The sequence below is a fragment of the Rickettsia endosymbiont of Pantilius tunicatus genome (assembly GCF_964291875.1).
Classification (GTDB): domain Bacteria; phylum Pseudomonadota; class Alphaproteobacteria; order Rickettsiales; family Rickettsiaceae; genus Rickettsia.
The window spans coordinates 795,159-818,166 of sequence record NZ_OZ198175.1; the positions used below are offsets into that span (position 1 = coordinate 795,159).

The following is a 23,008-nucleotide window of genomic DNA, read 5'->3' on the forward strand; positions in this document are numbered from 1 at the left end:
AATATGTTAAAGGTAATAGTTGAGACAAAAACATTAGTTCAAGCACTTGGTTTTGCAAATTCTGTTGTTGAAAAACGTAATGTAATATCCGAGCTTGCAAATATAAAATTATCTGCAAAGGATGGGCAGTTAGAGCTTAGCTCTACTAATATGGATTTATATTTGAGCCAAAAGATAGGAGTGCAGGTAGTAAGTGAGGGTGAGCTTACAGTATCTACTAAAACTTTAAATGATATAGTTAGAAAAATTCCTGATTCAGAGCTTACTTTAACTGATTTAGGTACTACTGGGCTTGAAATAACAGGAAAAAATTGTCGCTTTAATTTATTTACTCTACCGGTAGAGTCCTTTCCTGTGATGGATAACATTAATCCAGAAGCTAGCTTTAAAATTTCTTGTGCCGAGTTTGCTAAAATAATTGAATCAACAAAATTTTCAGTTTCTTTAGATGAGACTCGTTATAATCTAAACGGTATTTATTTGCATGTAAAAGATGGCGAGTTTTATTCTGCAAGTACTGATGGGCATAGACTTTCTATTTCATCTGTAGCGTTAGCTGAAAAAATAGAGGATTTCGGTGTTATATTACCGCAAAAAAGTGCCGAAGAGATTTTAAAGATAGTAAAAGATTCTAAAAATGCAAATGCGGATATAGAAATACTTTTAAGCAGTAATAAGATTAAGTTTATATGCAATGAAAATGTTATTATGCTATCAAAACTAATTGATGGTACTTTTCCTGATTATAGTAGCTTTATCCCAGAAAATAACAACTCAAAACTAGTAATTAACCGCAAAATATTTGCCGATACTATCGAGCGAATAGCAATAATAACAGTTGAAAAGTTTAGAGCCGTAAAATTATCTTTATCCGTTGAGGCTTTAGAAATAAGTGCAATAGGGGAAGCACGAGGAAATGCAAAAGAAGTTATTAACTCTTCAAAAGAGACAGAAAATTTTTATGAGTATAACGGTGAAGCTACTCTAGATATAGGCTTCAACCCGCAATATTTAGAAGACGTTCTAAAAGCTATAAAATCAGATTTAGTAGAGCTATATTTCTCAGGTATTTCAGCACCAGTACATATTAAATTCCCTGAAAGCCCTAAGGATATATTTGTAGTCATGCCTGTTAAGGTATAACCTATAGGTCTTTGTCATCTAGGTCACCCCATGGTGGCGTTGTCTGCGTGGATCAGTTTCCTGTCATTACGTGCGACTGCAAGGAGCGTGGCAATCCAGAAATAAGTAATAAAAATGCTATAAGTTAGCATGTTTTATACTTCCTTGCTTCGTAAATTACTTTATAATTTCCTCGTAATGACGACTTGGGCATCCACGCAAACAATGCCACCACAGTGTAACATTGAAGGTGTTTGTGGAACCATTGCAACAATACTCGTTATGGTATAGCAAAAAGCAATAAGGTTTAGGCATTAAATTTACGAGCGAGATTGCGGAACGTATAAAAATACGTGAGCACAATCGAGACTCGCAAAATTTCATGTATCAACCTTATTGATTAACGCTATATGACATAATAGGTCTCACTCATCTTCACAATGATGTTAAAACTAATCTATGTGAGAAAACTTTCAAGGGAATGACATATATTATGGTCATATCCAACGCCAATGTTGCATTGATTATAACTATTTTGATTTATAGTAAACGGAGTTGAATTATGTGCCATTTATAGGAAATATTTTATTTTTTTAAGGATATAGCGAATACCGCTAATACTAACCCATTTACGTTATGAGATATGTTTTTAAAAAATTAAAAGATACTGTATAAATAGTATATAATTCAACTCTGTTTACTATAATATCAGAATGGTCAATATCATTCACTCTAATCCACCTTAAGTATTCATTTTTAAAACTTCTTTGGAGAGTAGTATATTTCTAATTTTATAAGAATGGCATATTCTTACCGAAAGCGGGATAAGTCCTATAAAAAACCAGCTTAAATAGAACTTATAGCTAAAATATTGTTCAAGTAAGTAATTAATATATTTGATTAAAGCTATTGGAATTATGGTAAATTAAGTTGAAGTTTGCGTATTAAAGAATTGAATTAAAGCATTATATAATTGATCAAATTGAGTAATTGTAGCTTTAATCCATCGCTTCATATTGGCCCAAAATTTCTCTATTGGATTTAGATCAGGGGAGTAAGGTGGTAAGAATATTATCCTACAACCTACTGATTCTATTAGTTCTTTGGTCCTTTGAGACTTATGGAAAGCAGCGTTATCCATCACTACAACTTGTCCAGGTTTTAGCTCTTTTATTAAAAATTCTCCAACCCAACTTTCAAATAATTGTCTATTACATGTTCCATTAAATATCATCGGTGCTATACACTCTTTATTAACATAACCAGCTATGATATTTGTTCTGTTGTAATATTTACCGCTTTTTTTACCAATAAGTTTTTCGCTTTTTTTGCCCCATCCTCTATCTTTGCAGATATTTATCTCAATACCACTTTCATCAATATATACAAGATGTTCTATTGGTGTATCTTTTATGACCTCTTGGTACTTATCTCGCTTTTCTTGACTTGCTTCCAAGTAGGAAAAGTCTTTTTTTTATAGCTAAAACCTAGTTGCTTTAACCAATAATACGCACCCACAGAACTCATATTAAAATACGTACCCATTTCTAATAATGTGAAATTAGGATTAGAACTCACGTACAACTCAACATCTTGACTTGTTACCCGTCCTTTTTTGCCTCCTATTCTTCTTGCTAAATAATGTCCTTCGGACTTATATCTCTTATACCAATTCCTTACTGTGTTTGCTGCTATTTCAAATCTTATCGCAGTGCTATTGCAGCTATTACCTCTTTCTACATATCCTATAACTCTTTTTCTAAAATCTTGACTATATGATCTTGGCATTTTCCTTTATATATATCATCCCTATACTCAAACCTCAACTTAATTTACTATATAAGTATAACTAAATTAAAAAAACGATTTAATTTTGATTGAGGAAGATCAAAATATTTATAAAATAATCCCCAAGAAATAGTAAAACCAAGTAATCCCAAAAATACAGCCCATACCCATATCATACAATTCACATCAGGAATTTTAAGATAAACTACCATTGGAACAGTTAACAACCATATAAAAGTTCCAAATAGATATGGATATTTTTGAATAATCTGCTCATTGATTAAGCTATACGCAAAAGCAATAATAATCATTCCAATTGTTACAGAGCCGATAATATCGATAGGGTAATGATATCCACGATAAACCAAGGAAAATGCGATACCCGTTGAAACTATTAATATTATAATTCTTAATAAACTATGCCTAATATTTACAAAGAGCCACCCATAAAACACTACGCAACTTATCATATGACCGCTAGGAAAGACAAAACCTTTTATATTTAAAGCAGGATTTAAAGGTACTTTAAATGTATATTTTAGTAAAACATTTTAAAATTATAGTAAAAATTAATACGCATGTAATTTTTGTAAATATTGACCTTTTAAATAAGATAAATCCTAATATTATGATAATTTCATAGCTATATGCCTGCCCAAATAACAAAAAAACTTTGTTAGATATTCTAAAAAAACATCCTTATTCATTGCATTAATAGAATTAATTTATATATAATTGAAGCAACAATAAATTATTAACTATAAATATGAAACATATTTTTTATAAATGTATATTTACTATTTTCTTATATTTAATAAATTTTCAAGCAATTGCAGCAAGTTTTAATGAAAAAATACCATTATATTTTAAGCCTGCTAATGAAGATTTACTTGCTGGTCAAAATTCTTTAAATATTAATTTATGTGATACTAGAATTAAAGATTGGTGTGCCAAGCCACAAAGAAATACAGGAATTGAGGAAAAAATAAATGAGTTTTTAACCATTGTACCAGAGATTAAAGGAGAGTGGCGATTTGACTCATGGTATAATATAAACTTTATTCCTGAAAGTAATTTTCTAGCTCATCAAACTTATAAAGTTACTATTAATACTAAAAATTTATTTCCAAACTTTATAGATTTCAAAAGTAATATTATAAGCTTCAATACCGTGCCGTTACTGCCTGCTATTAAATAGATATTTCCAAAAGATTTGTTCAAGCTAGAATAGCCTTCAACTATCCTATAGATCCTAAAACTCTGGAAGAAAGAATTGAGCTTACAAAAGTTTCAACGAAAGAAAAACTACCTTTTTCTATTACCTTTAACCAAAATAAAACTGAAGCTAATGTTATTGCTAATATAGAATCTCTTACAGATAAAGAAGATTTAGTATCTATTGAGTTAAAAGATGGCGTTAAACCATTATATGGTGGTGAGAATTTTGCTCATAAAAATGTTGATTTACAAAATAATAGGCCATCAAATAGTATAAAATATTCTTACAAGGAGCAGGTATTAATTCCTAGCTTAACATCATATTCAAAAGTAACTAATGTTATTGCTACAATTGTCAAAGATGAAAAACTAAAGCCTCAGCAAGTAATTGTAATTACTACAAACACTCCTATTTTAGGTGAAGAACTCAAAAAACATTTAGAGCTATTTTTATTGCCAAAAGATAAACCAGCTTTTCTAGGAGTAACAAATAAAAAAGATTATAAATGGCAAAGTCCAAAAGAAGTAACTGAAGATATTATTAAGGCTAGTGAGAAAGTAGATTTCGAGCTAATGCCATCTGTGCCTGAAGTTAATACTATGCATAGCTTTAAGGTCGATACTCTTTCTGCAAGATCTTTACTTGTTAAGATAAATAGCGGTATTAAAGCATCGGGAGGTTTGATGCTTGGTAACAATTATGCTCAAATAGTGCAAATACCTGAAAATCTTAGAGAAGTTAAATTAATGTCTGACGGCTCTATTCTCTCATTATCAGGTGAAAAAGTATTACCTATTTATTCTCTTGGAATAGATAAATTATATGTAGAAATTGATAAAATTAATCAGCAAGAAATAAATCACTTAATTAGTCAAACAAATAGATATAATAGTTTTGGGAATCCAACTTTTATAAATGAATATTCTTTCAATGAATATAATATTTCAGAGGTGTTTCAAGAAGAAGTAAAAATTAACTCTGAAAATTTAAATTTACCTTATTATACTGATTTAGATTTTAGCAAATATTTTAACCTGGAGGCTAATTGTAGCTATTCTAAAGGCTTATTCCTGACAAAAGTTTTTGCTAAAGATAATCAAGGCAATATAATTTCTCAAGATAAAAGGTTAATTCTAGTAACCGACCTTGGTCTGATAGTGAAAACTGATAAAGATGGAATACATAACATATTTGTTTCATATATTAGTAGCGGTAAACCAGCAAGCGGAGTTAAAGTTGATATTATAGGACTTAATGGTGAGGTAATAGAAAGTCAAGAAACGGATAGTAATGAACATGCCGTTTTATCTAATGTTAAGGATTCTAGTAAAGAAAAAACACCTGTAGCTTATATATTAACCACAAGCGATGATTTCTCATTTATGCCTTATGGAAGAGTGGATCGCCAAGTTAATTATTCTCGGTTTAACGTATCAGGAGTAGTTAGTTCTGACCAAGGATTAAAAGCATATATGTTTTCTGATCGTGGAATTTATAGACCAGGAGAACATGGACATATAGGTATTATCCTAAAGCAAAATGATTGGCAGGGAAAATTTGATGGGCTACCTCTAGCGGTAGAGGTAACTAATCCTCGTGGGCAAAAATAGATAAAGGTAAGGTAACATTAAATCCAGACGGATTTACTGAATATTTATTCACTACATATGACGAGTCTTTAAGTGGTACATATAATGTAAGTCTATATTTAGTAAGCGATAAAGGGGATAATAGTTATCTCAACAGCATAAGTTTAAGAGTTGAAGATTTTCAGCCTGATCGTATGAAAATAAACATAAACTTCAACAACTTAAAAGATGAATTATGGACAAATCCTAAGGACCTTAAAGCAAATGTTAATCTTATAAATCTTTATGGTACGCCGGCAGAAAATAGAAAAGTTAGTGGTTATATCGATATTAGACCAACACAATTCTTTGTGCCTGCTTTTAAAGATTATAAATTTTACAGCTGTAAAGAAAATAAAGAATTTTTTAGCGAACGCTTAGGCGATGTTACTACCGATTCTAAAGGGGAGGCTAGTTTTGCACTGAATCTTGAGAAATATTATAATGCTACTTTTAATTTAACACTTTCAGTGGATGGATTTGAGCCTGATTCAGGAAGAAGTGTAAACGCCAATAAATCAATCATAGTTTCACCGTTAGATTATATAATAGGTTTTAAAAGCGATAGTGATTTAAAATATGTTAAAAGAGGAACTACTCCAAAAATAGAATTCATTGCTATATCAAATAAAGCAGATAAAGTAGCAGTTCCCGACTTGAATTTTATTTTGAAGAAAATTAACTATGTAAATAATTTAGTATCTGATGGTGGAGGTAATTATTCCTACAAATCAGTTCCTATCGAGACAAATATATCTTCTGATAAAATTGGTATTACAGCAGAAAATGGCTATATTTATAATATACCTACTAAAGAAGCAGGTGACTACGTTATTTATTTAACAAATAAAGATGGAACTATATTTGCTCAAAGCGAGTTTTCGGTGATAGGTGAGGGCAATGTTACGGCTAATCTAACTGAAAAGGCAAATTTAACAGTTAAGCTTGATCATGATGCTTTTGAAGCTGGTGATACGATTCTTTTAAATATTATCACTCCTTATACAGGATATGGATTAATTACTATTGAAACTGATAAAGTGCATAATTTTACATGGTTTAACACAGATGGAAATAACACTATTCAGGAAATCAAAATACCTAATGACTTTGAGGGCAAAGGATATGTAAATGTACAATTCGTTAGGGATCTAGATTCTAAAGAAATTTTTATATCGCCGTTCAGTTATGCGGTGGTACCTTTTACCTCTGATGTGCACAAACATAATCAAGAAATTGAACTAATACTTCCTACAAAGATAAAATCAGGTGAGAAACTAACAATTAATTATAGCACCACAAATCCAGGTAAAGAAGTTTTTAATTCAATCCATCCCAAATGTTAAATATTCAATCGAAACAAAATTTTCCACACCTGAGAAAAAGTTAATTATAGAAAGCATATTAATCAAAAAATTAGTTTCTTTAAATGAGTTTCTTAACATGGGGCTCAATCAACAAAAGTTCTTTGTTGATAATATAGATAATTTCTTGCAAGGGAATTATTCTATAGAGAAATCCAATAATGAATTCACTTTCAAAAAATGTGATGTTCCTATAATAGATCAAGAGATAACTGATATGTCTGTAATAGGCGTAGCTTCTGAATTTCCTACAGATCAAATATAAAAAATACAAGCTGCTACTGTCTTTTAGTTGGTAGTAGCTTCATCTCTCAATTATTTCATCTCCTAATAATTCAGATTCTAGCTCATAAAAATTAGGATGAGGACCAGATTCAAAAATATACCATGCTTCATTGTATAAAATAGTTATAAATTCATCGGTTTTATTAGCCAATTTTATATTATGCTCAGACCACTTTGCCTCACTATAAGGATAAAATAATAACTTCTTGTTGGTGTAATCTTTAGTTATAACCATATTTTGACCTTCTATATGTATAACATCCCTCAGCATATATATACTCAATTTTAAATTACAGTTATTGAATATATTATGCCAATTATTTAAATAAGTTGCATAAAATCGTTTTTATAGGTATAATTTTCTTTTTTTAATATCTTCATAATATGTCACAAAAATTAGGTTTTTGGGCAGTTTTTGCATTAGTTACCGGTAGCCAAATCGGTACTAGTGTTTTTATACTTCCTTTGAGTTTAGCACCTTACGGTATATATAGTATATGGGGGTGGGTGTTGTCGCTATTTGGTGCTATGAGCATCGCACTCGTATTTTCATATCTATGTGCAAAATTTCCTAAGACAGGCGGTCCGCATGTTTATATTCGTGAAAGCTTTGGTAAAAAAGCCGCCTTTTTTGTTGGTTGGACTTATTGGGTTATCTCGTTCATCAGCACTAGTATAGTCGTAATTTCTGCTATAGGTTACCTGACTCCTTTCTTCAAATCACAAGCAATATTAGACTTAATATTACAAATAATATTACTAGCTGCCATTATGATCTTAAATTTAAAAGGTCCTGAAGTGGCAGGCAAAGCAGAGTTTTATTTAACATTATTAAAATTCGTACCTTTATTAATAGTAGGATTATGTGCATTATCGCACTTTAATATAGATAATATAGCTATTGCTGAGGAAGTAGAGAATTTAAGCGTTCTAACTATTATGGGTAGGGTAGCACTGCTTACTTTCTGGGGGTTTATCGGAGTAGAGTGTGCAACAACTACGGCAGGCTCGGTAAAAAATCCTTCTAAAACTATCCCAAGGGCTATAATGCTTGGAACTTTCTGCGTTGCCGTATTATATCTTATTAATAGTATCGGTATAATGGGCTTAATTCCTGCATCTGATCTTATTATTTCCAAAGCTCCTTATACTGATGCCGCAGCTTTATTATTTGGTGGTAAATGGTCTAGTGTGATTTCCGTTATTGCTTCCATTATTTGCATCGGCACGCTTAACGCTTGGGTACTAACTAGCGGACAGATTGCTTTAGGACTCGCTGAAGATGGTTTATTGCCGAAATTTTTTGCTAAGAAAAATAGTAATAATGCACCGGTATGGGGGATTATTGTAAGTTGTCTTGGCATCGTACCTTTATTAGTATTTACGGCGAATGATAACTTTGCTGAGCAGATCACCAAAATAATAGATTTTTCGGCAATAGCATTTTTATTTGTTTATTTGATTTGTAGCTTGGCTTTTTTAAAAGTAATTCTTAGTTCAAAGAAAAATTTCTCTTATTATTATTTACTGATTGCCATAATATCAATTATTTTTTGTGCTTGGGTTATTTATGAAACGCCTATTAAAACATTAATCATAGCAAGTGCTTTTACTATAGCCGGCATTCCTTTATATTTCTTATGGTATAAAAGTAGAAAATAGCTTTTGAGGAACATGTCAATTGTCGTATGGCTTCGATGTCATTCCCAGTAACGACAGAATCCAGTTTTTTATTGTCATTAATAGTATTGGACGGTGTCATTCCGTAGCTTGCCACCGGGGTCTTGTATCACAAACTGTGTTCCTAAGATACTTTAATCAAGTTAGATAGTATAACGAATATGAGCCATTCAAAGTGTCTTAAGCTTGCACTTTACTTCTCTATTTTTTTTAACCTAAGGTAAAATTTCCTATTGACTTTTTTATAGAAAGGTATGAGTTCTTTACAATTTAATTTTTTGTAAAGAAATTACGCTGGGCTATGTAAAAGAGCAAAAAAGCTTAACACGTAATCAAAAAGAAGCCATAGGCTTACTATCAATTGGCACATTTCTTGAATATTTTGACTTAATGCTATACGTGCATATGGTTGTACTTTTTAATGAATTATTTTATCCAAAAGCTAATGCACACGTTGCAGCTCTTTATGCTGCTGCTTTTTGCTCAACTTATTTACTAAGACCTGTTGGAGCTATAATATTTGGTTGGATAGGAGATAATATTGGTCGTAAAACTACTGTAATTATAACTACAGCCATGATGTCTTTATCTTGCGTTGTAATGGCTACTTTTCCTACATATGCTCAAATAGGAGTAGCGGCGGCTTGGGTTATTACAATTTGTCGAATTGTACAAGGTATGTCATGCATGGGCGAAATAATAGGTGCTGAACTTTATATAACCGAAATAACCTCACCCCCTATACAATACCCAGCAGTAACTATAATTTCAATTTTTACAGCTTTTGGAAGTTTTGCCGCTTTAGCTATCGCTTATTATTCAACGAAATATGGTCTCAATTGGCGTATAGCTTTTTGGGGAGGAGCAGTTATTGCCATAGTGGGTGCTGTTGCTAGAACCCATTTAAGAGAAACTCCTGAATTCATTGACGCATAACGTCAATTAAAAAAGAAGTTAGAGCAAGCCTTAGAAAAAGCTGAAGTTACAGAAAAGCAGTTAGAAAATAGTACAGTATGGAAAGAAAAAGTTAATAATAGCACTTCATTAGCTGTATTTTTATTACAATGTGCCTGGTCTGTGTGCTTTTATATTATCTATTTTCACTGCGGTAATATCATGAAAAATAATTTTAGTTTTACTAGTGAAGAAATTATCCATCAAAATTTTATAGTTTCAATATTTCAAATATTTAGTTTTATAATATGGACTTGTTTAAGTTATCGTATTTATCCATTAATTCTATTAAGGATTAAAATAATAATATTTGGTGCTCTTATTCTTATTTTTCCTTATCTGTTAAATATAATAAGTACTCCTTCGAGTTTATTAATATTACAAATTATACTAATTTCATTTTCCCTTAACTATTCGCCTGCTATACCTATACTTTTTAAACACATTCCCGTTTTTAAGCGTTTTACTTATGCTAGTCTTTTATACGCTTTGTCTAGAACTTTTATGAGTATACTTACCTCATTCGGTTTAGTTTATTTTACTGAATATTTTGGCAATTGGGGAATATCAATTATAACTATTTCTATAATATTAAGTTCGATGTGGGGAATATCGCATTTCTTCAAGCTTGAGAAAAATGTTAAAAATTATCCCTAAAATGCCAATATATTTTCTAAAAATATATTGGGTTGTATCGACTTAAAGTTAGGTATGCCTAAATTTTCATGACATAATTCAATTAAGTGATGAGTGATATTAGGCATTTTTAAATATATAGAAAAACTAATAAAATTTATTAAAGTTTCTTGAAGAATTTTTTTAGCTTTTTCAGGTGATTTAGCACCTAAGGTTTGCACGTTATGAATACGATCAAAGAGTTTTATTAATGCTGTATCATATCTTTTTTGTTCAACTAATAAATTCAAACTCTCTTCTGCACTAATTTTCCCCCAAGGTTTAACTCTAGTAAGACTTTCTACGTGGCTTGCTACTTCTTGATTAAAGATTTCAGCTATCATTTCCTCAGTGAGTTCCGTATCTTCAATAGTATCATGAAGTAGTGCCGCTTGTATCATTATAGCAGTATAAAGTTTAGGAGCTTCGTGTGCTACAAAATCTGCAAGCATAATCGCTACTTCAATCGGATGAGAATAATATGGTTCTCCTGGATGACGTTTTTGAGTACCATGATACTTTCGAGCGTAATAAATACCCTTTTTGACTTCGAGGGGATCTATAGAATTATTTACTTTGGTATTTAAATATTCTAGTTTATCAAGTAGTTTTTTAGCATAAACACAACTTTCAAACTTTTCTTTCCAAGAGCTTAAATCTTCCATAAAAGTTATATCTTTAGATTAATTATTTTTATTTGCTTCTGCTTCTTGTTGTAATTTATACTCTGCTGCTTTTTCTTCCATATATAGCTTAATGCGATAAGGTAGTGACTTTTTCAAGAGCATAGTAAACCGCATCAAAAAAGTGCTCAAAATTAGAAACAGTTTTTCTTATTTCGTTCTTGATTTTAAACCAGTAATGCTCAATAGGATTTAAATCAGGAGAGTAAGTTGGTAAAAATAAAATACTGCAACCAACAGATTCAATTAACGTTTTCACTTTTGTACTTTTATGAAAATTAATATTATCCATTACTACTATCTGACCAGGCTTTAACTCTTTAATCAATATCTCTTGTACATAAGTTTCAAAAATGTCCTTATTACATGTCCCATCAAATATTATTGGGGCAATAATATCTTTGGCAGACACCCCAGCAATCATACTAATCCGTGATTTATGTTGATAGACCCTTTCACCATAACATCTTTGACCGATAATGCTCCACCCGTGTTCTCTACAGCTATTATCTTCTATCCCAGATTCATCGATAAATACTAAATCTTGTTTGTCTATAGTTTTTAGTTTCAATATAAACTCATTCCTTAGACCAACATCTCTTTTGGGATGAAGAAAAGTTTTTTTTATAACTATAACCTAATTTATTAAGCAATCTTGATATCGTACTTGCAGATACTTTTTGACTCCAGTTGTTAGCTAGTTCCATGGTGGTTTTATCAAAATTTAATTCTATAAATTTTTTAAATCCCTCTATGTTGACTAACGAATATTAGAAATACCCTCAACGAACATTAAAATTACCTATAAAAAAGAAGTAACTATGGACAGTAATATCGAATAAAAATTTCTTTTTAAGATTTATTTATTATTCGAGAATTACTGATGACATGTACAAATAAACAAGTAGGTATTTTAATGCAAAAGATCAAAAAATATAATCAGATAATTTCTGCTGCAAAAGCAGGTATGAGTGTAAAAACAGCACGTAAATATTTAGGTGTTAATAAGTATCCAAGCGAATTACGAACAGTACGTAAATATAGGACACGTAAGGATCCATTTGTTAAGCACTGGGATGAAATAGAATCAATGCTAGGATCAGCACCGGAGTTGCAAGCAACTACCATATTAGCATATTTGACAGAAAAGTATCATGGAAATTATAATGGAAAGCAATTACGCTGTTTGCAGAAAAGGTTGAAACAATGGAGAGCTGAACATGGTAAGGATAAGCCAGTCATCTTTTTACAAAATATTCTTCCTGGCAAACAAAGCCAGTCTGATTGGACCAATATGAATCAATTAGGTATTTGTATTGATGGGAAACCATATTCTCATTTACTATTTCATTTTATATTGCCTTATTCATGTTGGGAAACTTTCAGCATATGCCATAGTGAAAGTTTTGATACATTAGCATCAGGGTTTGAAAAAGCTGTATGGGAGTTAGGTGGAGTTTTACCAGAGCATCGTACAGATAATTTAAGTGCAGCTACCAAGCAATGTGGTAATAGTAGACAATTTACAGAAAAATGGCAAGAATTGCTTGGTTATTACGATGTTGCACCATCGCGAAATAATCCCGGTGTCAGTCATGAAAATGGTTCTGTTGAAAAAAGTCATGATACATTTAAGCAAGCAGTGAATCAACATTTGCTATTACGTGGATCACGTAATTTTGTTGATTTAAAAGCTTATGAATTATTCCTTACACAAATTAAAGAAAAGCGCAATAGCTGTAGAAAAGAAAAATTAGCTGAAGAATTAGTTTATTTAAAAGAGTTACCAATCAGGAAATGGAATGCACCTACAATATTATCAGTACGTGTTAACCCAAGCAGTACAGTTAGTATTTTATCTGTAGCTTATTCTGTGCCTAGTCGCTTAATAGGTTATACTTTAAAAGCTTATATTTATTCTGAAGAAATAGAGCTTTACTATGGTAACAAATGTTTACAAAAAATGTTTAGAATCAGCAATGGCTATGTTATTGATTATAGACATATCATTGATAGTTTAGTACGTAAACCTGGAGCATTTGCCCAATATCAATATTATGAAGCTTTATTTCCACGTGCTATATTTCGTCAGGTATATGACCAGCTGATATCTATATATCCATATAAGGGGCATAAAATATATCTTAAAATATTACAATTAGCAAAAATGTATGGAGAATTGAATGTAGTTGCTGCATTAGAAATGCTAGTAGAAGAGAAGATTGAACCAATAATTGATCATATTACAGATTTACTAAATAGTCAGACTAAAACTGTTTGTTCAGTAAAAATTAATCAACCAGTACTGTCCGAATATGATCAATTACATTGCTTTAAAACAATGGAGGTCGCATGAGTAAAAAGATAATAACTCCGCAACCGCTAAATAATTTACTCAAGAACCTTTGTTTACCTACTTTTGCATCATGCTATAAATCAGTTGCAGAAAGCTTTGAGCAAGAAAAGAAAACATATATAGATTATCTACAAGAGTTAGCCATACGTGAGTTAGAACATAGACATCAGCAACGTATCGCCAGATTGCTAAAGCAAGCAAAACTCTCTCGAGATAAGTTATTAAGCAACTTTGATATTAAGCGTATCCCAGGATTATCGTCAACTAAGATCCAATATCTTGCACAAGGAGAATTTATGGATCGCTATGAAAATATACTTATTTTTGGTAATCCTGGTACTGGCAAAAGTCATCTTAGTATAGGTTTAGCACGTGAGTGGTGTCTTGCCGGTAGGCGTGTATTATATACAACAGCAGCTAATTTGGTTCAACAATTACTAGAAGCAAAGCTTAGTTTAAAACTTAAGCAAATTATTAAAAAATTCGATTATTTTGAAATATTGATAATTGATGATATATCATATGTACCATATAATCGTGAGGAAACTGATGTTTTATTTACCTTATTAGCTGAACGTTATGAGATGCGTAGTGTATTAATTACTAGCAATTTAGTTTTTGCAAAATGGAATTCCATTTTTAAAGACGAAATGACTACATCAGCAGCCATTGACAGATTGGTTCACCATTCTTCAATTCTTGAACTGAATACTGAAAGTTATAGAATCGCTACAGCAAAAGAAAAAAAATTAACTATAAAATTGGAGGATAATAATATAATACACTAGACAATATTTTTTACTCAAAAATAGGTAATTTTAATATTCGTCATAGGGAATTCTAATATTCGTTAGTCACTATGTCTCTTATTATTCTACGATGTCCTGTATGATAACCACTTTTTGCTTTGATATCGCCGGTTTGTTTCTTTAATTTTTTCCATTCTATTATAGTCTTCCTACTAATAGAGTATATCTCAGAAGTCTCTTTTATTGTTTTACCATCTGTTAAACTTTTTATTACTCGTATTCTTAAATCGTATGAATATGCCTTTGCCATAAGTTTTTCATTTAGTATAATCTAACTCATACTCTAAGTCACTATCTTATCGCATTAAGCTATAGCTAAAAAAGAAATAACAGAAAATTATAAAACCAGTCAAAAGAATTGCAAAAGTTATTAATATTGCTTTTAGTTCTTTTTTTGAATTTTCGGCTTTTAATTGCTTTTCTTCCTCTTCATCAAACTCAAGTTCAGACATTAAAACTTGCTCTTCTTCGTTATTTTTCATATATTAACTCTTTTAAATTATTCTTATGTTTAATGGCGGAGCTTAAATATTAATTTAGTTTAATTAAAATAAGTTATAGAAATAATTAAACCAAGTCAACAATTTTAATTGTTAGTTGTAAAATAGTAGAGGTAATAGTGCCGATTAAACTAATTTAGGCTTTTTTCTTGGTCTTAATTTAGTATCACGAAATAACGATAAACAGATATAAAATTTTTAAAGGTTTGACAATTCTAGAAAAAAAATTTCAAATTTTGTATTTGAAACCCTGCGACTAAGAAGCAGAAAACTTGATTACTTTACAAGAAATTGCTAGCTGTCCCACATGACAAAACATACTGGACAGCCAGCTAAAGAGGGTTGTGAAATATCTTAACTATCTACCCATCTTAAACTTACGAAGTAATGGTATGGACCTCCCTATATACAGAATCAATAATAGTATATAGCGAGGTCTATACATGTCTGAAGCTTGCACTTCATTAAACTTTTTTAACCTAAGGTAAAATTTCCTATTGACTTTTATATAGAACAGTATAATTTCTTTACAATTTAATTTTTTATAAAGAATTTATGCTGGAATATGCAAAAGAACAAAGAACTTTAACAAGAGAACAAAAGCAAGCTGTCGGATTACTGTCAATTGGTACATTCCTAGAATATTTATATTTATATGTACATATGGCAGTGCTTCTTAATAAAATATTTTTTCTCCGGACAATACTTATTCTGTAAAAATGCTTTCAGCTTTTGCTTATTGTTCAACTTTCGTATTTAGGCACCTTTGGTGCATTATTATTTGGCTGGATAGGTGATAATATAGGACGTAAACCGGTAATTTTAATATCAACTTTTTTAATGTCCTGTGCTTGTATTGGGATGGCTGTTCTTCCGTCCTATGATGAAATAGGTTTTACTGCTACAGTTTTAGTTACGCTTTTTCGTGCTATTCAAGGTATTTCTTCTGCTACAGAAGTTACAGGGGCTCAACTTTATAGTTAAACCCCCATTGCAGTATCCGGCTGTAGCATCAATTACTATCTTCTCTACATTAGGAACATTAGTTGCACTTGGAATAGCAAGTATTGTGACCTCAGCAAATTTTATTTGGCGTTACGCTTTTTTATTCGGTGCGTTTGTAGCTGTAACTGGCACAATGGCACGTACTACATTAAGAGAAACTCCAGATTTTATTGATGCTAAAAGACGGATAAAATTAAGTCTAGAAAAAACTGGCTTAGACCCCAAAAAAATTGAAAATAATAGTATTATTGTAAAAGAAAAAACAAACTTAAAAACTTTTCTTTCTTATTTTGCTATACAATGCACATGACCGGTATGGTCTTATTTTGGTTATTTTTATTGCGGCAATATTTTAACGGAAAATTTTGGGTATAGTCCTGCTGAAGTTATTAATCATAATTTTTATATTTCGATGAGTGATATTATAGGTTGTATATTAATGACATACCTTAGCTATAAATTTATCCCCTAAAAATTTTGAGGGCAACATTTTATGTACTTATAGTATTTCTATGTTTCTCACCTTTGATAATGCAGAATTTGACCATTTCTTATCTGATGTTAATACAATTGTATTTCCTTGTATTTGCTCCTGGTTATTTTCCGGCTACGGCAATTTTTTATACGCACATAAAAACCACGGGGCTTGCCCCGTGGATGTAGTGCTCCCCATATCTTTCTGCTATGGTGATGTATGCAGATTAGAAAACAAGGTCACTGTGCTTACCAATGTGAGTATCATTTGGTGTTAGTGAGTAAATATAGGCGGAAAATATTCAATGCTGGGAGTTTTGGGTATTTTGAAGCAATACTTAAGCAGGTGTGGGGAAATATACCTGAGATAAAACTATTGACGATAAATCATGATATAGATCATATTCACATGCATCTATCTATACCACCAAAGGTGAGAGTTAGTGATGTGGTGAGGACAATAAAATCTATAACTGGTAGATTATTAAAAAAGAAATTTGAATATATAAGGAAGGCTTATTGGGGTATTGATGGAGTCTGGTCAGATGGATATTTCGTGTCAACTGTTGGAATTAATGAGCATATAATAAAACGATATATAGAGCATCAGGGGCAGGAGGATATGGGGCAAGCACAGCTTGTACTCGACCTATAGGTCGACACAGATACCACGGGGCTTGCCCCGTGGAGTGTTCACAAACATTTTCCAATATTTAAACGTTTTATGCATACCAGCTTCATATTCGCTATGTCACGTGCTTTAATGTATATTATAACCTCATTCGGTCTTGCTTATTTAACTGAGCATTTTAATTATTGGGGAATATTGATGATTATGGTACCGGTAACAATATGTTATTATCTAGGATTGCGTCATTTTGAAGACTTGGAAAAGAATATAATACACTAATATTATTGGAATTAGGCAAAAAATTATTGTTAATAAAATTGTAACATATATTAAATAAATAATTTTCAATAGTTTTAGTCTCAAAATATACAGCCATAACTAAAAAACAGGATAAAGTTTCTTCAATAATTTTTCGTGCTTTCTCAGGAGATTTAACACCTAAAGTTTGTAAATTATGTATTCTATCAAAAAATTTTATAATTATTGTATCATATCTTTTTTATTCAACTAATAAATTCAAACTCTCTTCTGCACTAATTTTTCCCCAAGGTTTAATTCTGGTTAGACCTTCTACATGCTTTGCTACCTCTACTCCAAAAATCTCGATAATCATTTTTTCAGTAAGCTTTGTATCCTCAATAGTATCATGAAGTAGTGCTGCTTGTAACATTATAACAGTATAAAGTTTAGGAGCTTCGTATGCTACAAAATCTGCAAGCATAATCGCAACTTCAATTGGATGAGAATAATAAGGATCACCGGACTTACGCATTTGTGAGCCATGATACTTTCGAGCGTAATAAATACCCTTTTTGACTTCTTCTAGGTCAATAGGGTTATTTACTTTGGTATTTAAATATTCAAGTTTATCCAAAAGTTTTTTAGCATAAATACATACTTCAAACTTTTCTTTCCAATGGCTTAAATCTTCCATAAAAGTTACATTTTTAAATTTATTAAAGATTTTCTTATAACAGTTTCTACTTAAAATTAAAAGTAGGGAATTGCTATAATAAATATTTTTTAAACTTTGTGTGGTAAAAATAATATCTATCATCTACAGCTTAAATTATAACTAAAGCCTGTACTTCACTTTTCCAATTTTTAACTTAAAGTAAAAATTCCTATTGACTTTTAGTAAAAAAGTATAAATCTCTTCTGTACAAAAATTTACTTTCTATAATTTAGCTTATTTATTTAATATAATAAATTAAAAATATAGAATTAGTATTTGTATGCTTAAAGTTATGGATTCTAATTTTTTAATTTTTTATCTAAAATAAAAAGGATTGAGTTCCCTATCATTACTTTTATTGCTATTGGTTATGTTATTACAGGATTATTACTTTTTAACTATTATAAGCTGCAATAGTTGAGATTTTATCTTACATTTAGTAAAATAAATTAATTATTAAATGGAGATAAGAAATGAACTTAAATCAAAAAATAATAAAGCCAAAATTAGGATTACTAGAACTCGCTAAGAGTCTTGGTAGCATATCATCAGCATGTAAAGCGATGGGCTATAGCAGAGATAGTTATTACAGATTTAAAGAACTGTATGAAACTGGTGGTGAAGAAGCGTTGTATGAAATTAGTCGAAGAAAGCCAATAATAGCCAATAGAGTTGATCCAGCGATAGAGAAGGCAGTAATGGATATGGCAATAGAATATCCAGCATATGGTCAGCTAAGAGTATCAAATGAGCTTAAGAAGAGCGGTATACTTGTATCACCTGGAGGAGTGAGATCAATTTGGTTACGTAATGATTTAAACAATATCAATAAAAGGCTTAAAGCATTAGAAGCAAGGATGGCTCAGGATGGTATTGTACTTACTGAATCTCAGTTACAAGTACTAGAGAAACGACGTAGCGAAAAAGAAGCCCATGGCGAGATTGAGACACAGCATCCAGGTTATCTAGGATGCCAAGATACATATTATGTAGGAAATTTTAAGGGTATAGGTAAGGTTTATTCTCAGGTATTTATTGATAGCTATAGCAGAGTAGCTGATGCTAAACTATATACTGATAAAACAGCTTTAACTGCTGCTGATATGCTTAATGACCGCGTGTTACCATGGTATGAAACTCAAGGCATACAATACTTCGTATTCTGACAGATCGCGGGTCAGAATATAAGGGAAATATAGAGCATCATGCTTTTGAATTATTTCTAAGTATCGAAGGTATAGAACATACTATTACTAAAGCATATTCTCCTCAAACAAATGGTATGTGTGAACGTTTTAATAAAACTATGACACAAGAATTCTTTGATACAGCTATGCGGAAAAGGATCTACACTGATCTTGATGATTTACAATTAGATCTTGATATTTGGTTAGAGCATTTCAATAATGAGCGACCACATTCAGGAAAATATTGTTATGGTAAAACGCCTATGCAAACTTTTAAGGATAGTAAGAAATTAGCTATTGAAAAGAACAATGAAATCTTATATCTTGAATACTCATCTGACAGTCATAATTTATCAGATATTCAGATATAATTTTTATAGTGTCTGTAAGATCAAATCTTGACTTCTACATATTATGTCTTGAAAAAAAGATATATTTCTCATCAGCAGCAGCATTTTGTCAAATGTGAATAAAGCATTAGAGATTTTTAGAAATAATGATAAGAACTTTGCAGAAAGACAAATGCCTATGGTAACTAACCCTGCTATAGCTAATGCATGTGTGGTACAGGGTGATATATTAGCCGAGATGGATAAGCTTGAAGATGCTTTAAAAAGCTATAGAAAGGCACAAATGATATATTTTAACTTATATAGAAAAAATAGTAAAAATATTGCTCAAGTAAGTTATTTGAATCTTCAAGGAGCAAAAGCAGCCTGTAAAAAGAAAGATATAAGTATGTATAAAGCTTTTGGTAATCCGCAAGCTATGGAGTTTGGAGTCAAGCATCCTGATACAATAGAAATGTTTAAATATTGTGAAGCACTAGATATGCATTTAAGTAAAAAAAGAATGAATAAATAAATTTTATCAATAGCAAAACTATCTTAAGTTGCTACTCCTTGGTGTTATATATAAATTATTTAGTGCTTTATACGCACATAAAAACCACGGGGCTTGCCCCGTGGATGTAGTGCTCCCCATATCTTTCTGCTATGGTGATGTATGCAGATTAGAAAACAAGGTCACTGTGCTTACCAATGTGAGTATCATTTGGTGTTAGTGAGTAAATATAGGCGGAAAATATTCAATGCTGGGAGTTTTGGGTATTTTGAAGCAATACTTAAGCAGGTGTGGGGAAATATACCTGAGATAAAACTATTGACGATAAATCATGATATAGATCATATTCACATGCATCTATCTATACCACCAAAGGTGAGAGTTAGTGATGTGGTGAGGACAATAAAATCTATAACTGGTAGATTATTAAAAAAGAAATTTGAATATATAAGGAAGGCTTATTGGGGTATTGATGGAGTCTGGTCAGATGGATATTTCGTGTCAACTGTTGGAATTAATGAGCATATAATAAAACGATATATAGAGCATCAGGGGCAGGAGGATATGGGGCAAGCACAGCTTGTACTCGACCTATAGGTCGACACAGATACCACGGGGCTTGCCCCGTGGAGTGTTCACTTAATAATTCTTGCAAAAGCTTTATACTTTGCAATCTTTCATGTAAATAATTATATTCTACCTAAGTTTGAAAATAAAAAATCTTGAGTGATTATTGATTTAAATACTAGAAATCCTATATATGCAGCTAAGCATACGAATAGTGATAACAAAAAATCACTCTTACCTACTTTAGGCAGACCTCTAAACACAATCCTCAAATCTTATTTGATGAGCAAGAGTAATAGGGCATAAGCTAACATTAGCAAGTGCCGGATCAGGTGATATAGCTTGAGAGGCGAAAAACTTGATTACTCTCTGGCTTTTCCATTCGATAAATTACAAGAAATGGCTAATTGTCCCGACTGGCGGAGAGAGAGGGATTCGAACCCTCGATACGGTATGACCCGTATAACGGTTTAGCAAACCGCCGCCTTCGACCACTCGGCCATCTCTCCGTTTATGTAGGATTATTTTATATCAGCTAATTAAAAGAATTTCTAGAGTTATTTTTAAGTTATATATGCAAAATTTAAAATTAATCTGCTTTTGTTCTTTTTATTCATATAATTATTTATGAGATTTTTTTTGAAATAGATTATTCCTGCTCAAAATAATTTTCTGATATTGTAGAATTACCTATATTAAAAAAATTATCTTTACTAGTGCAATTAGGCATCAAATTTAGACACAAAAGCGGCAAAATTAATCCAGTGATTTGTGTTAAAAAGTCGACTAATTTTATTATAAATAAATTTACTATCTTCATTTATCTTAGATTTAATAATTTCTATTCGCGTTTCTAAATTAACACGATAAGAATCAGAAACTAACAATTTTACTAAGCTATCATTAGCGTTGCAAATACTAAATAATCTATCTAAATTTTCTTCGTCAAGGTCATGAAATAATTCTTTATATTGAATTAAGAATTTATTCCAAACTACTGTTTCAATATTTATAAAATCATAATAATTTTTAGGCTGATATTTAGAATCATATTTTTGTAATGGTATCGAAAAATATATTTTATCTAAATTTTTATGGAAATTTGGTAAATTGTCAAAATGTGCAGCTACAAAAAGTATAGTAGGTTCAGTAATAGAATAATTTATAAAATAAATTTGATGCATGAAATTAATCTCTTAGGGTTTAATTCCCCGAAGCTCTGCTTCGTGATATACTAGATGCATAGAAGAAAGCAGTTATATACATAAAAGTCATAATGTCACAGTACTAATATATCATTTAGTAACACCGGCAAAGTATAGAAGAGTAATATTCAATGAGGAACTAGACGATTATTTATGTAAAATTTGTGAGGACATAGAAGCTCGTTATGAAATTAGATTTTTGGAAATAGGAGTAGATAAAGATCATGTACATTTTTTACTACAGTCAATACCAATGTATAGCCCAACAAAAATAACTCAAATCATAAAAAGTATTACATCTAAGGAAATGTTTAAGAAATATCCAAATCTTAAAGAAAAATTATGGGGAAGTGAGTTTTGGAGTAAAGGATATTTTATGAGCACAGTAGGTAAACATGGTGATGAGCGGAAATTACGTAATTATGTAAAAAATAAAGGTTCAGGCAAACCTTCTTATAAAGCATTTCAACAAAAACAGTTAAAACTTTTTGGATAGATACCTCGTAGCTCTGCTGCGAGGAGTATCATTAATACTTGCTATCTCAGCAACTAAATTACTATCTAGTATTTCTAATACAGCTTACTATGCTATCTATATTATTTAATTCTGCTTTTGTATAATTGGTATATTTGATATCAAAATTTTCAAAGGTAATAATTTTACCTTTAATTATCTTCTCTGTTACTCTACAACTATTGTCTAAAAACTCTTCATCATAATTAGCAACTAGATGTATTGTAGGATCATATATATCTTTAAAATTATTCTGTAGCATATTTTTTATTGCTTTTACCATATTTTGGTTAAAACAACTAAATTCTAATATATGTTATTAGTAAGTAAAAAACTTGCATATTTTGCCTTATTAAAAGGAATAATATACGATGGATATTCATACTTTTCAATAGAATTTCTTATATCAGAAATTATTTTAAAGCATTCTCTTCTTAAAAAACCATCATTAGTCTTTGTTATACTTAATATCTTAAGTTTTTTTATTTCATTATTTAAATAATCCTGCCAGTCGCTAGTTAATAATTCTAGTAGTTGTCTTAGAAAACTAAAACTTACTCTCAT

At 30.8% G+C, this 23,008-nt stretch carries 23 protein-coding genes, 1 tRNA gene and 4 pseudogenes; 15 read left to right on the forward strand and 13 right to left on the reverse strand.

Annotation, left to right across the window (positions count from 1 at the left end; all coding sequences use genetic code 11):
- The first annotated feature begins 3 nt into the window (after positions 1 to 3).
- A complete protein-coding gene (gene dnaN, locus ACICQC_RS04575; protein ID WP_395477559.1) occupies positions 4 to 1,143 on the forward strand; it encodes a DNA polymerase III subunit beta in 1,140 nt (379 codons plus the stop codon).
- Between the two features lie 904 nt (positions 1,144 to 2,047).
- Here the strand turns inward: dnaN and ACICQC_RS04580 are convergent.
- Genes ACICQC_RS04580 through ACICQC_RS04590 form a run of 3 tightly spaced genes read right to left on the reverse strand, consistent with a single transcriptional unit; the run spans position 2,048 to position 3,380 of the window.
- Positions 2,048 to 2,578: an IS630 family transposase gene (locus ACICQC_RS04580; RefSeq protein ID WP_395476342.1), complete on the reverse strand. Its 531-nt coding sequence runs from the start codon at positions 2,576 to 2,578 to the stop codon at positions 2,048 to 2,050.
- The gene (locus tag ACICQC_RS04585; RefSeq protein ID WP_395476240.1) at positions 2,533 to 2,910 is read right to left on the reverse strand and encodes an IS630 transposase-related protein; all 378 of its coding nucleotides are present in this window, start codon (positions 2,908 to 2,910) and stop codon (positions 2,533 to 2,535) included. Before ACICQC_RS04585 ends, ACICQC_RS04580 begins: the two co-directional genes overlap by 46 nt.
- A 47-nt stretch (positions 2,911 to 2,957) precedes the next feature.
- The gene (locus tag ACICQC_RS04590; protein WP_395477560.1) at positions 2,958 to 3,380 is read right to left on the reverse strand and encodes a phosphatase PAP2 family protein; all 423 of its coding nucleotides are present in this window, start codon (positions 3,378 to 3,380) and stop codon (positions 2,958 to 2,960) included.
- A 296-nt stretch (positions 3,381 to 3,676) separates the two neighbouring features.
- Between ACICQC_RS04590 and ACICQC_RS04595 the strand changes: the two are divergent.
- Together ACICQC_RS04595 and ACICQC_RS04600 are read left to right on the forward strand one after the other, a co-directional pair.
- Positions 3,677 to 7,088 (forward strand): annotated as a pseudogene (locus ACICQC_RS04595) (MG2 domain-containing protein); the annotation flags it as partial.
- 112 nt (positions 7,089 to 7,200) lie between these two features.
- Positions 7,201 to 7,386: a hypothetical protein gene (locus ACICQC_RS04600; RefSeq protein WP_395477561.1), complete on the forward strand. Its 186-nt coding sequence runs from the start codon at positions 7,201 to 7,203 to the stop codon at positions 7,384 to 7,386.
- A gap of 39 nt (positions 7,387 to 7,425) precedes the next feature.
- Here ACICQC_RS04600 and ACICQC_RS04605 read toward each other — a convergent pair whose 3' ends face one another.
- Entirely contained in the window at positions 7,426 to 7,641 is a 216-nt protein-coding gene (locus ACICQC_RS04605; RefSeq protein ID WP_395477562.1) for a hypothetical protein, read from the reverse strand.
- Between the two features lie 149 nt (positions 7,642 to 7,790).
- Between ACICQC_RS04605 and ACICQC_RS04610 the strand changes: the two genes are divergently transcribed.
- A complete protein-coding gene (locus ACICQC_RS04610; protein ID WP_395477563.1) occupies positions 7,791 to 9,068 on the forward strand; it encodes an APC family permease in 1,278 nt (425 codons plus the stop codon).
- Positions 9,069 to 9,491: 423 nt separating this feature from the next.
- Positions 9,492 to 10,022, forward strand: coding sequence for an MFS transporter (locus tag ACICQC_RS04615; RefSeq protein ID WP_395477564.1), 531 nt, complete (start codon positions 9,492 to 9,494; stop codon positions 10,020 to 10,022).
- Positions 10,023 to 10,693: 671 nt separating this feature from the next.
- On the opposite strand, the gene ACICQC_RS04620 is transcribed toward ACICQC_RS04615, so the two are convergent.
- Together ACICQC_RS04620 and ACICQC_RS04625 are read right to left on the reverse strand one after the other, a co-directional pair.
- A complete protein-coding gene (locus ACICQC_RS04620; RefSeq protein ID WP_395477565.1) occupies positions 10,694 to 11,380 on the reverse strand; it encodes an HD domain-containing protein in 687 nt (228 codons plus the stop codon).
- 88 nt (positions 11,381 to 11,468) lie between these two features.
- A pseudogene (locus tag ACICQC_RS04625) lies at positions 11,469 to 12,159 on the reverse strand (IS630 family transposase); the annotation flags it as partial.
- Between the two features lie 122 nt (positions 12,160 to 12,281).
- On the opposite strand from ACICQC_RS04625, the gene istA reads away from it, so the two are divergent.
- Both istA and istB read left to right on the forward strand, forming a co-directional pair.
- Entirely contained in the window at positions 12,282 to 13,754 is a 1,473-nt protein-coding gene (istA, locus tag ACICQC_RS04630) for an IS21 family transposase (protein WP_395476339.1), read from the forward strand.
- The gene (gene istB, locus ACICQC_RS04635; protein ID WP_395476338.1) at positions 13,751 to 14,542 is read left to right on the forward strand and encodes an IS21-like element helper ATPase IstB; all 792 of its coding nucleotides are present in this window, start codon (positions 13,751 to 13,753) and stop codon (positions 14,540 to 14,542) included. Before istA ends, istB begins: the two co-directional genes overlap by 4 nt.
- A 52-nt stretch (positions 14,543 to 14,594) precedes the next feature.
- Here istB and ACICQC_RS04640 read toward each other — a convergent pair whose 3' ends face one another.
- Both ACICQC_RS04640 and ACICQC_RS04645 read right to left on the reverse strand, forming a co-directional pair.
- Positions 14,595 to 14,813 (reverse strand): IS630 transposase-related protein, encoded by a 219-nt coding sequence (locus ACICQC_RS04640; RefSeq protein ID WP_395477566.1) that lies wholly within the window; start codon positions 14,811 to 14,813, stop codon positions 14,595 to 14,597.
- A 46-nt stretch (positions 14,814 to 14,859) separates the two neighbouring features.
- Positions 14,860 to 15,045 (reverse strand): hypothetical protein, encoded by a 186-nt coding sequence (locus tag ACICQC_RS04645; RefSeq protein ID WP_395477567.1) that lies wholly within the window; start codon positions 15,043 to 15,045, stop codon positions 14,860 to 14,862.
- Between the two features lie 750 nt (positions 15,046 to 15,795).
- Between ACICQC_RS04645 and ACICQC_RS04650 the strand changes: the two genes are divergently transcribed.
- From ACICQC_RS04650 to ACICQC_RS04665, 4 genes are all read left to right on the forward strand, one after another.
- Complete coding sequence (locus ACICQC_RS04650) at positions 15,796 to 16,047, forward strand: MFS transporter (RefSeq protein WP_395477568.1); 252 nt, start codon at positions 15,796 to 15,798, stop codon at positions 16,045 to 16,047.
- 7 nt (positions 16,048 to 16,054) lie between these two features.
- Positions 16,055 to 16,378, forward strand: a complete 324-nt coding sequence (locus tag ACICQC_RS04655) for a hypothetical protein (RefSeq protein ID WP_395477569.1) — start codon at positions 16,055 to 16,057, stop codon at positions 16,376 to 16,378.
- A gap of 384 nt (positions 16,379 to 16,762) precedes the next feature.
- Entirely contained in the window at positions 16,763 to 17,197 is a 435-nt protein-coding gene (tnpA, locus tag ACICQC_RS04660; RefSeq protein WP_395476676.1) for an IS200/IS605 family transposase, read from the forward strand.
- Between the two features lie 69 nt (positions 17,198 to 17,266).
- On the forward strand, positions 17,267 to 17,452 hold the full coding sequence (locus ACICQC_RS04665) for a hypothetical protein (RefSeq protein ID WP_395477783.1): 186 nt from the start codon (positions 17,267 to 17,269) through the stop codon (positions 17,450 to 17,452).
- On the opposite strand, the pseudogene ACICQC_RS04670 reads toward ACICQC_RS04665, so the two are convergent.
- Positions 17,376 to 18,107, reverse strand: a pseudogene (locus ACICQC_RS04670) (HD domain-containing protein). The gene ACICQC_RS04665 and the pseudogene ACICQC_RS04670 sit on opposite strands and share 77 nt — an antisense overlap.
- A 494-nt stretch (positions 18,108 to 18,601) precedes the next feature.
- Between ACICQC_RS04670 and ACICQC_RS04675 the strand changes: the two are divergent.
- From ACICQC_RS04675 to tnpA (ACICQC_RS04685), 3 genes and pseudogenes are all read left to right on the forward strand, one after another.
- A pseudogene (locus ACICQC_RS04675) lies at positions 18,602 to 19,686 on the forward strand (IS481 family transposase).
- Between the two features lie 94 nt (positions 19,687 to 19,780).
- Positions 19,781 to 20,179, forward strand: coding sequence for a hypothetical protein (locus ACICQC_RS04680; protein ID WP_395477570.1), 399 nt, complete (start codon positions 19,781 to 19,783; stop codon positions 20,177 to 20,179).
- Between the two features lie 141 nt (positions 20,180 to 20,320).
- Complete coding sequence (tnpA, locus tag ACICQC_RS04685) at positions 20,321 to 20,755, forward strand: IS200/IS605 family transposase (RefSeq protein WP_395476676.1); 435 nt, start codon at positions 20,321 to 20,323, stop codon at positions 20,753 to 20,755.
- A gap of 387 nt (positions 20,756 to 21,142) precedes the next feature.
- Here the strand turns inward: tnpA (ACICQC_RS04685) and ACICQC_RS04690 are convergent.
- Together ACICQC_RS04690 and ACICQC_RS04695 are read right to left on the reverse strand one after the other, a co-directional pair.
- Positions 21,143 to 21,234: transfer RNA gene (locus ACICQC_RS04690), tRNA-Ser, on the reverse strand.
- 213 nt (positions 21,235 to 21,447) lie between these two features.
- A complete protein-coding gene (locus tag ACICQC_RS04695; protein ID WP_395477571.1) occupies positions 21,448 to 21,909 on the reverse strand; it encodes a hypothetical protein in 462 nt (153 codons plus the stop codon).
- A gap of 58 nt (positions 21,910 to 21,967) precedes the next feature.
- On the opposite strand from ACICQC_RS04695, the gene tnpA (ACICQC_RS04700) reads away from it, so the two are divergent.
- Positions 21,968 to 22,426, forward strand: coding sequence for an IS200/IS605 family transposase (gene tnpA / locus ACICQC_RS04700; protein WP_395477650.1), 459 nt, complete (start codon positions 21,968 to 21,970; stop codon positions 22,424 to 22,426).
- Between the two features lie 61 nt (positions 22,427 to 22,487).
- On the opposite strand, the gene ACICQC_RS04705 is transcribed toward tnpA (ACICQC_RS04700), so the two are convergent.
- Both ACICQC_RS04705 and ACICQC_RS04710 read right to left on the reverse strand, forming a co-directional pair.
- A complete protein-coding gene (locus tag ACICQC_RS04705) occupies positions 22,488 to 22,727 on the reverse strand; it encodes a hypothetical protein (protein WP_395477572.1) in 240 nt (79 codons plus the stop codon).
- Between the two features lie 23 nt (positions 22,728 to 22,750).
- Positions 22,751 to 23,008 carry a hypothetical protein gene (locus ACICQC_RS04710; RefSeq protein WP_395477573.1) on the reverse strand — a complete coding sequence of 86 codons (258 nt, stop codon included), beginning with the start codon at positions 23,006 to 23,008 and terminating at the stop codon, positions 22,751 to 22,753.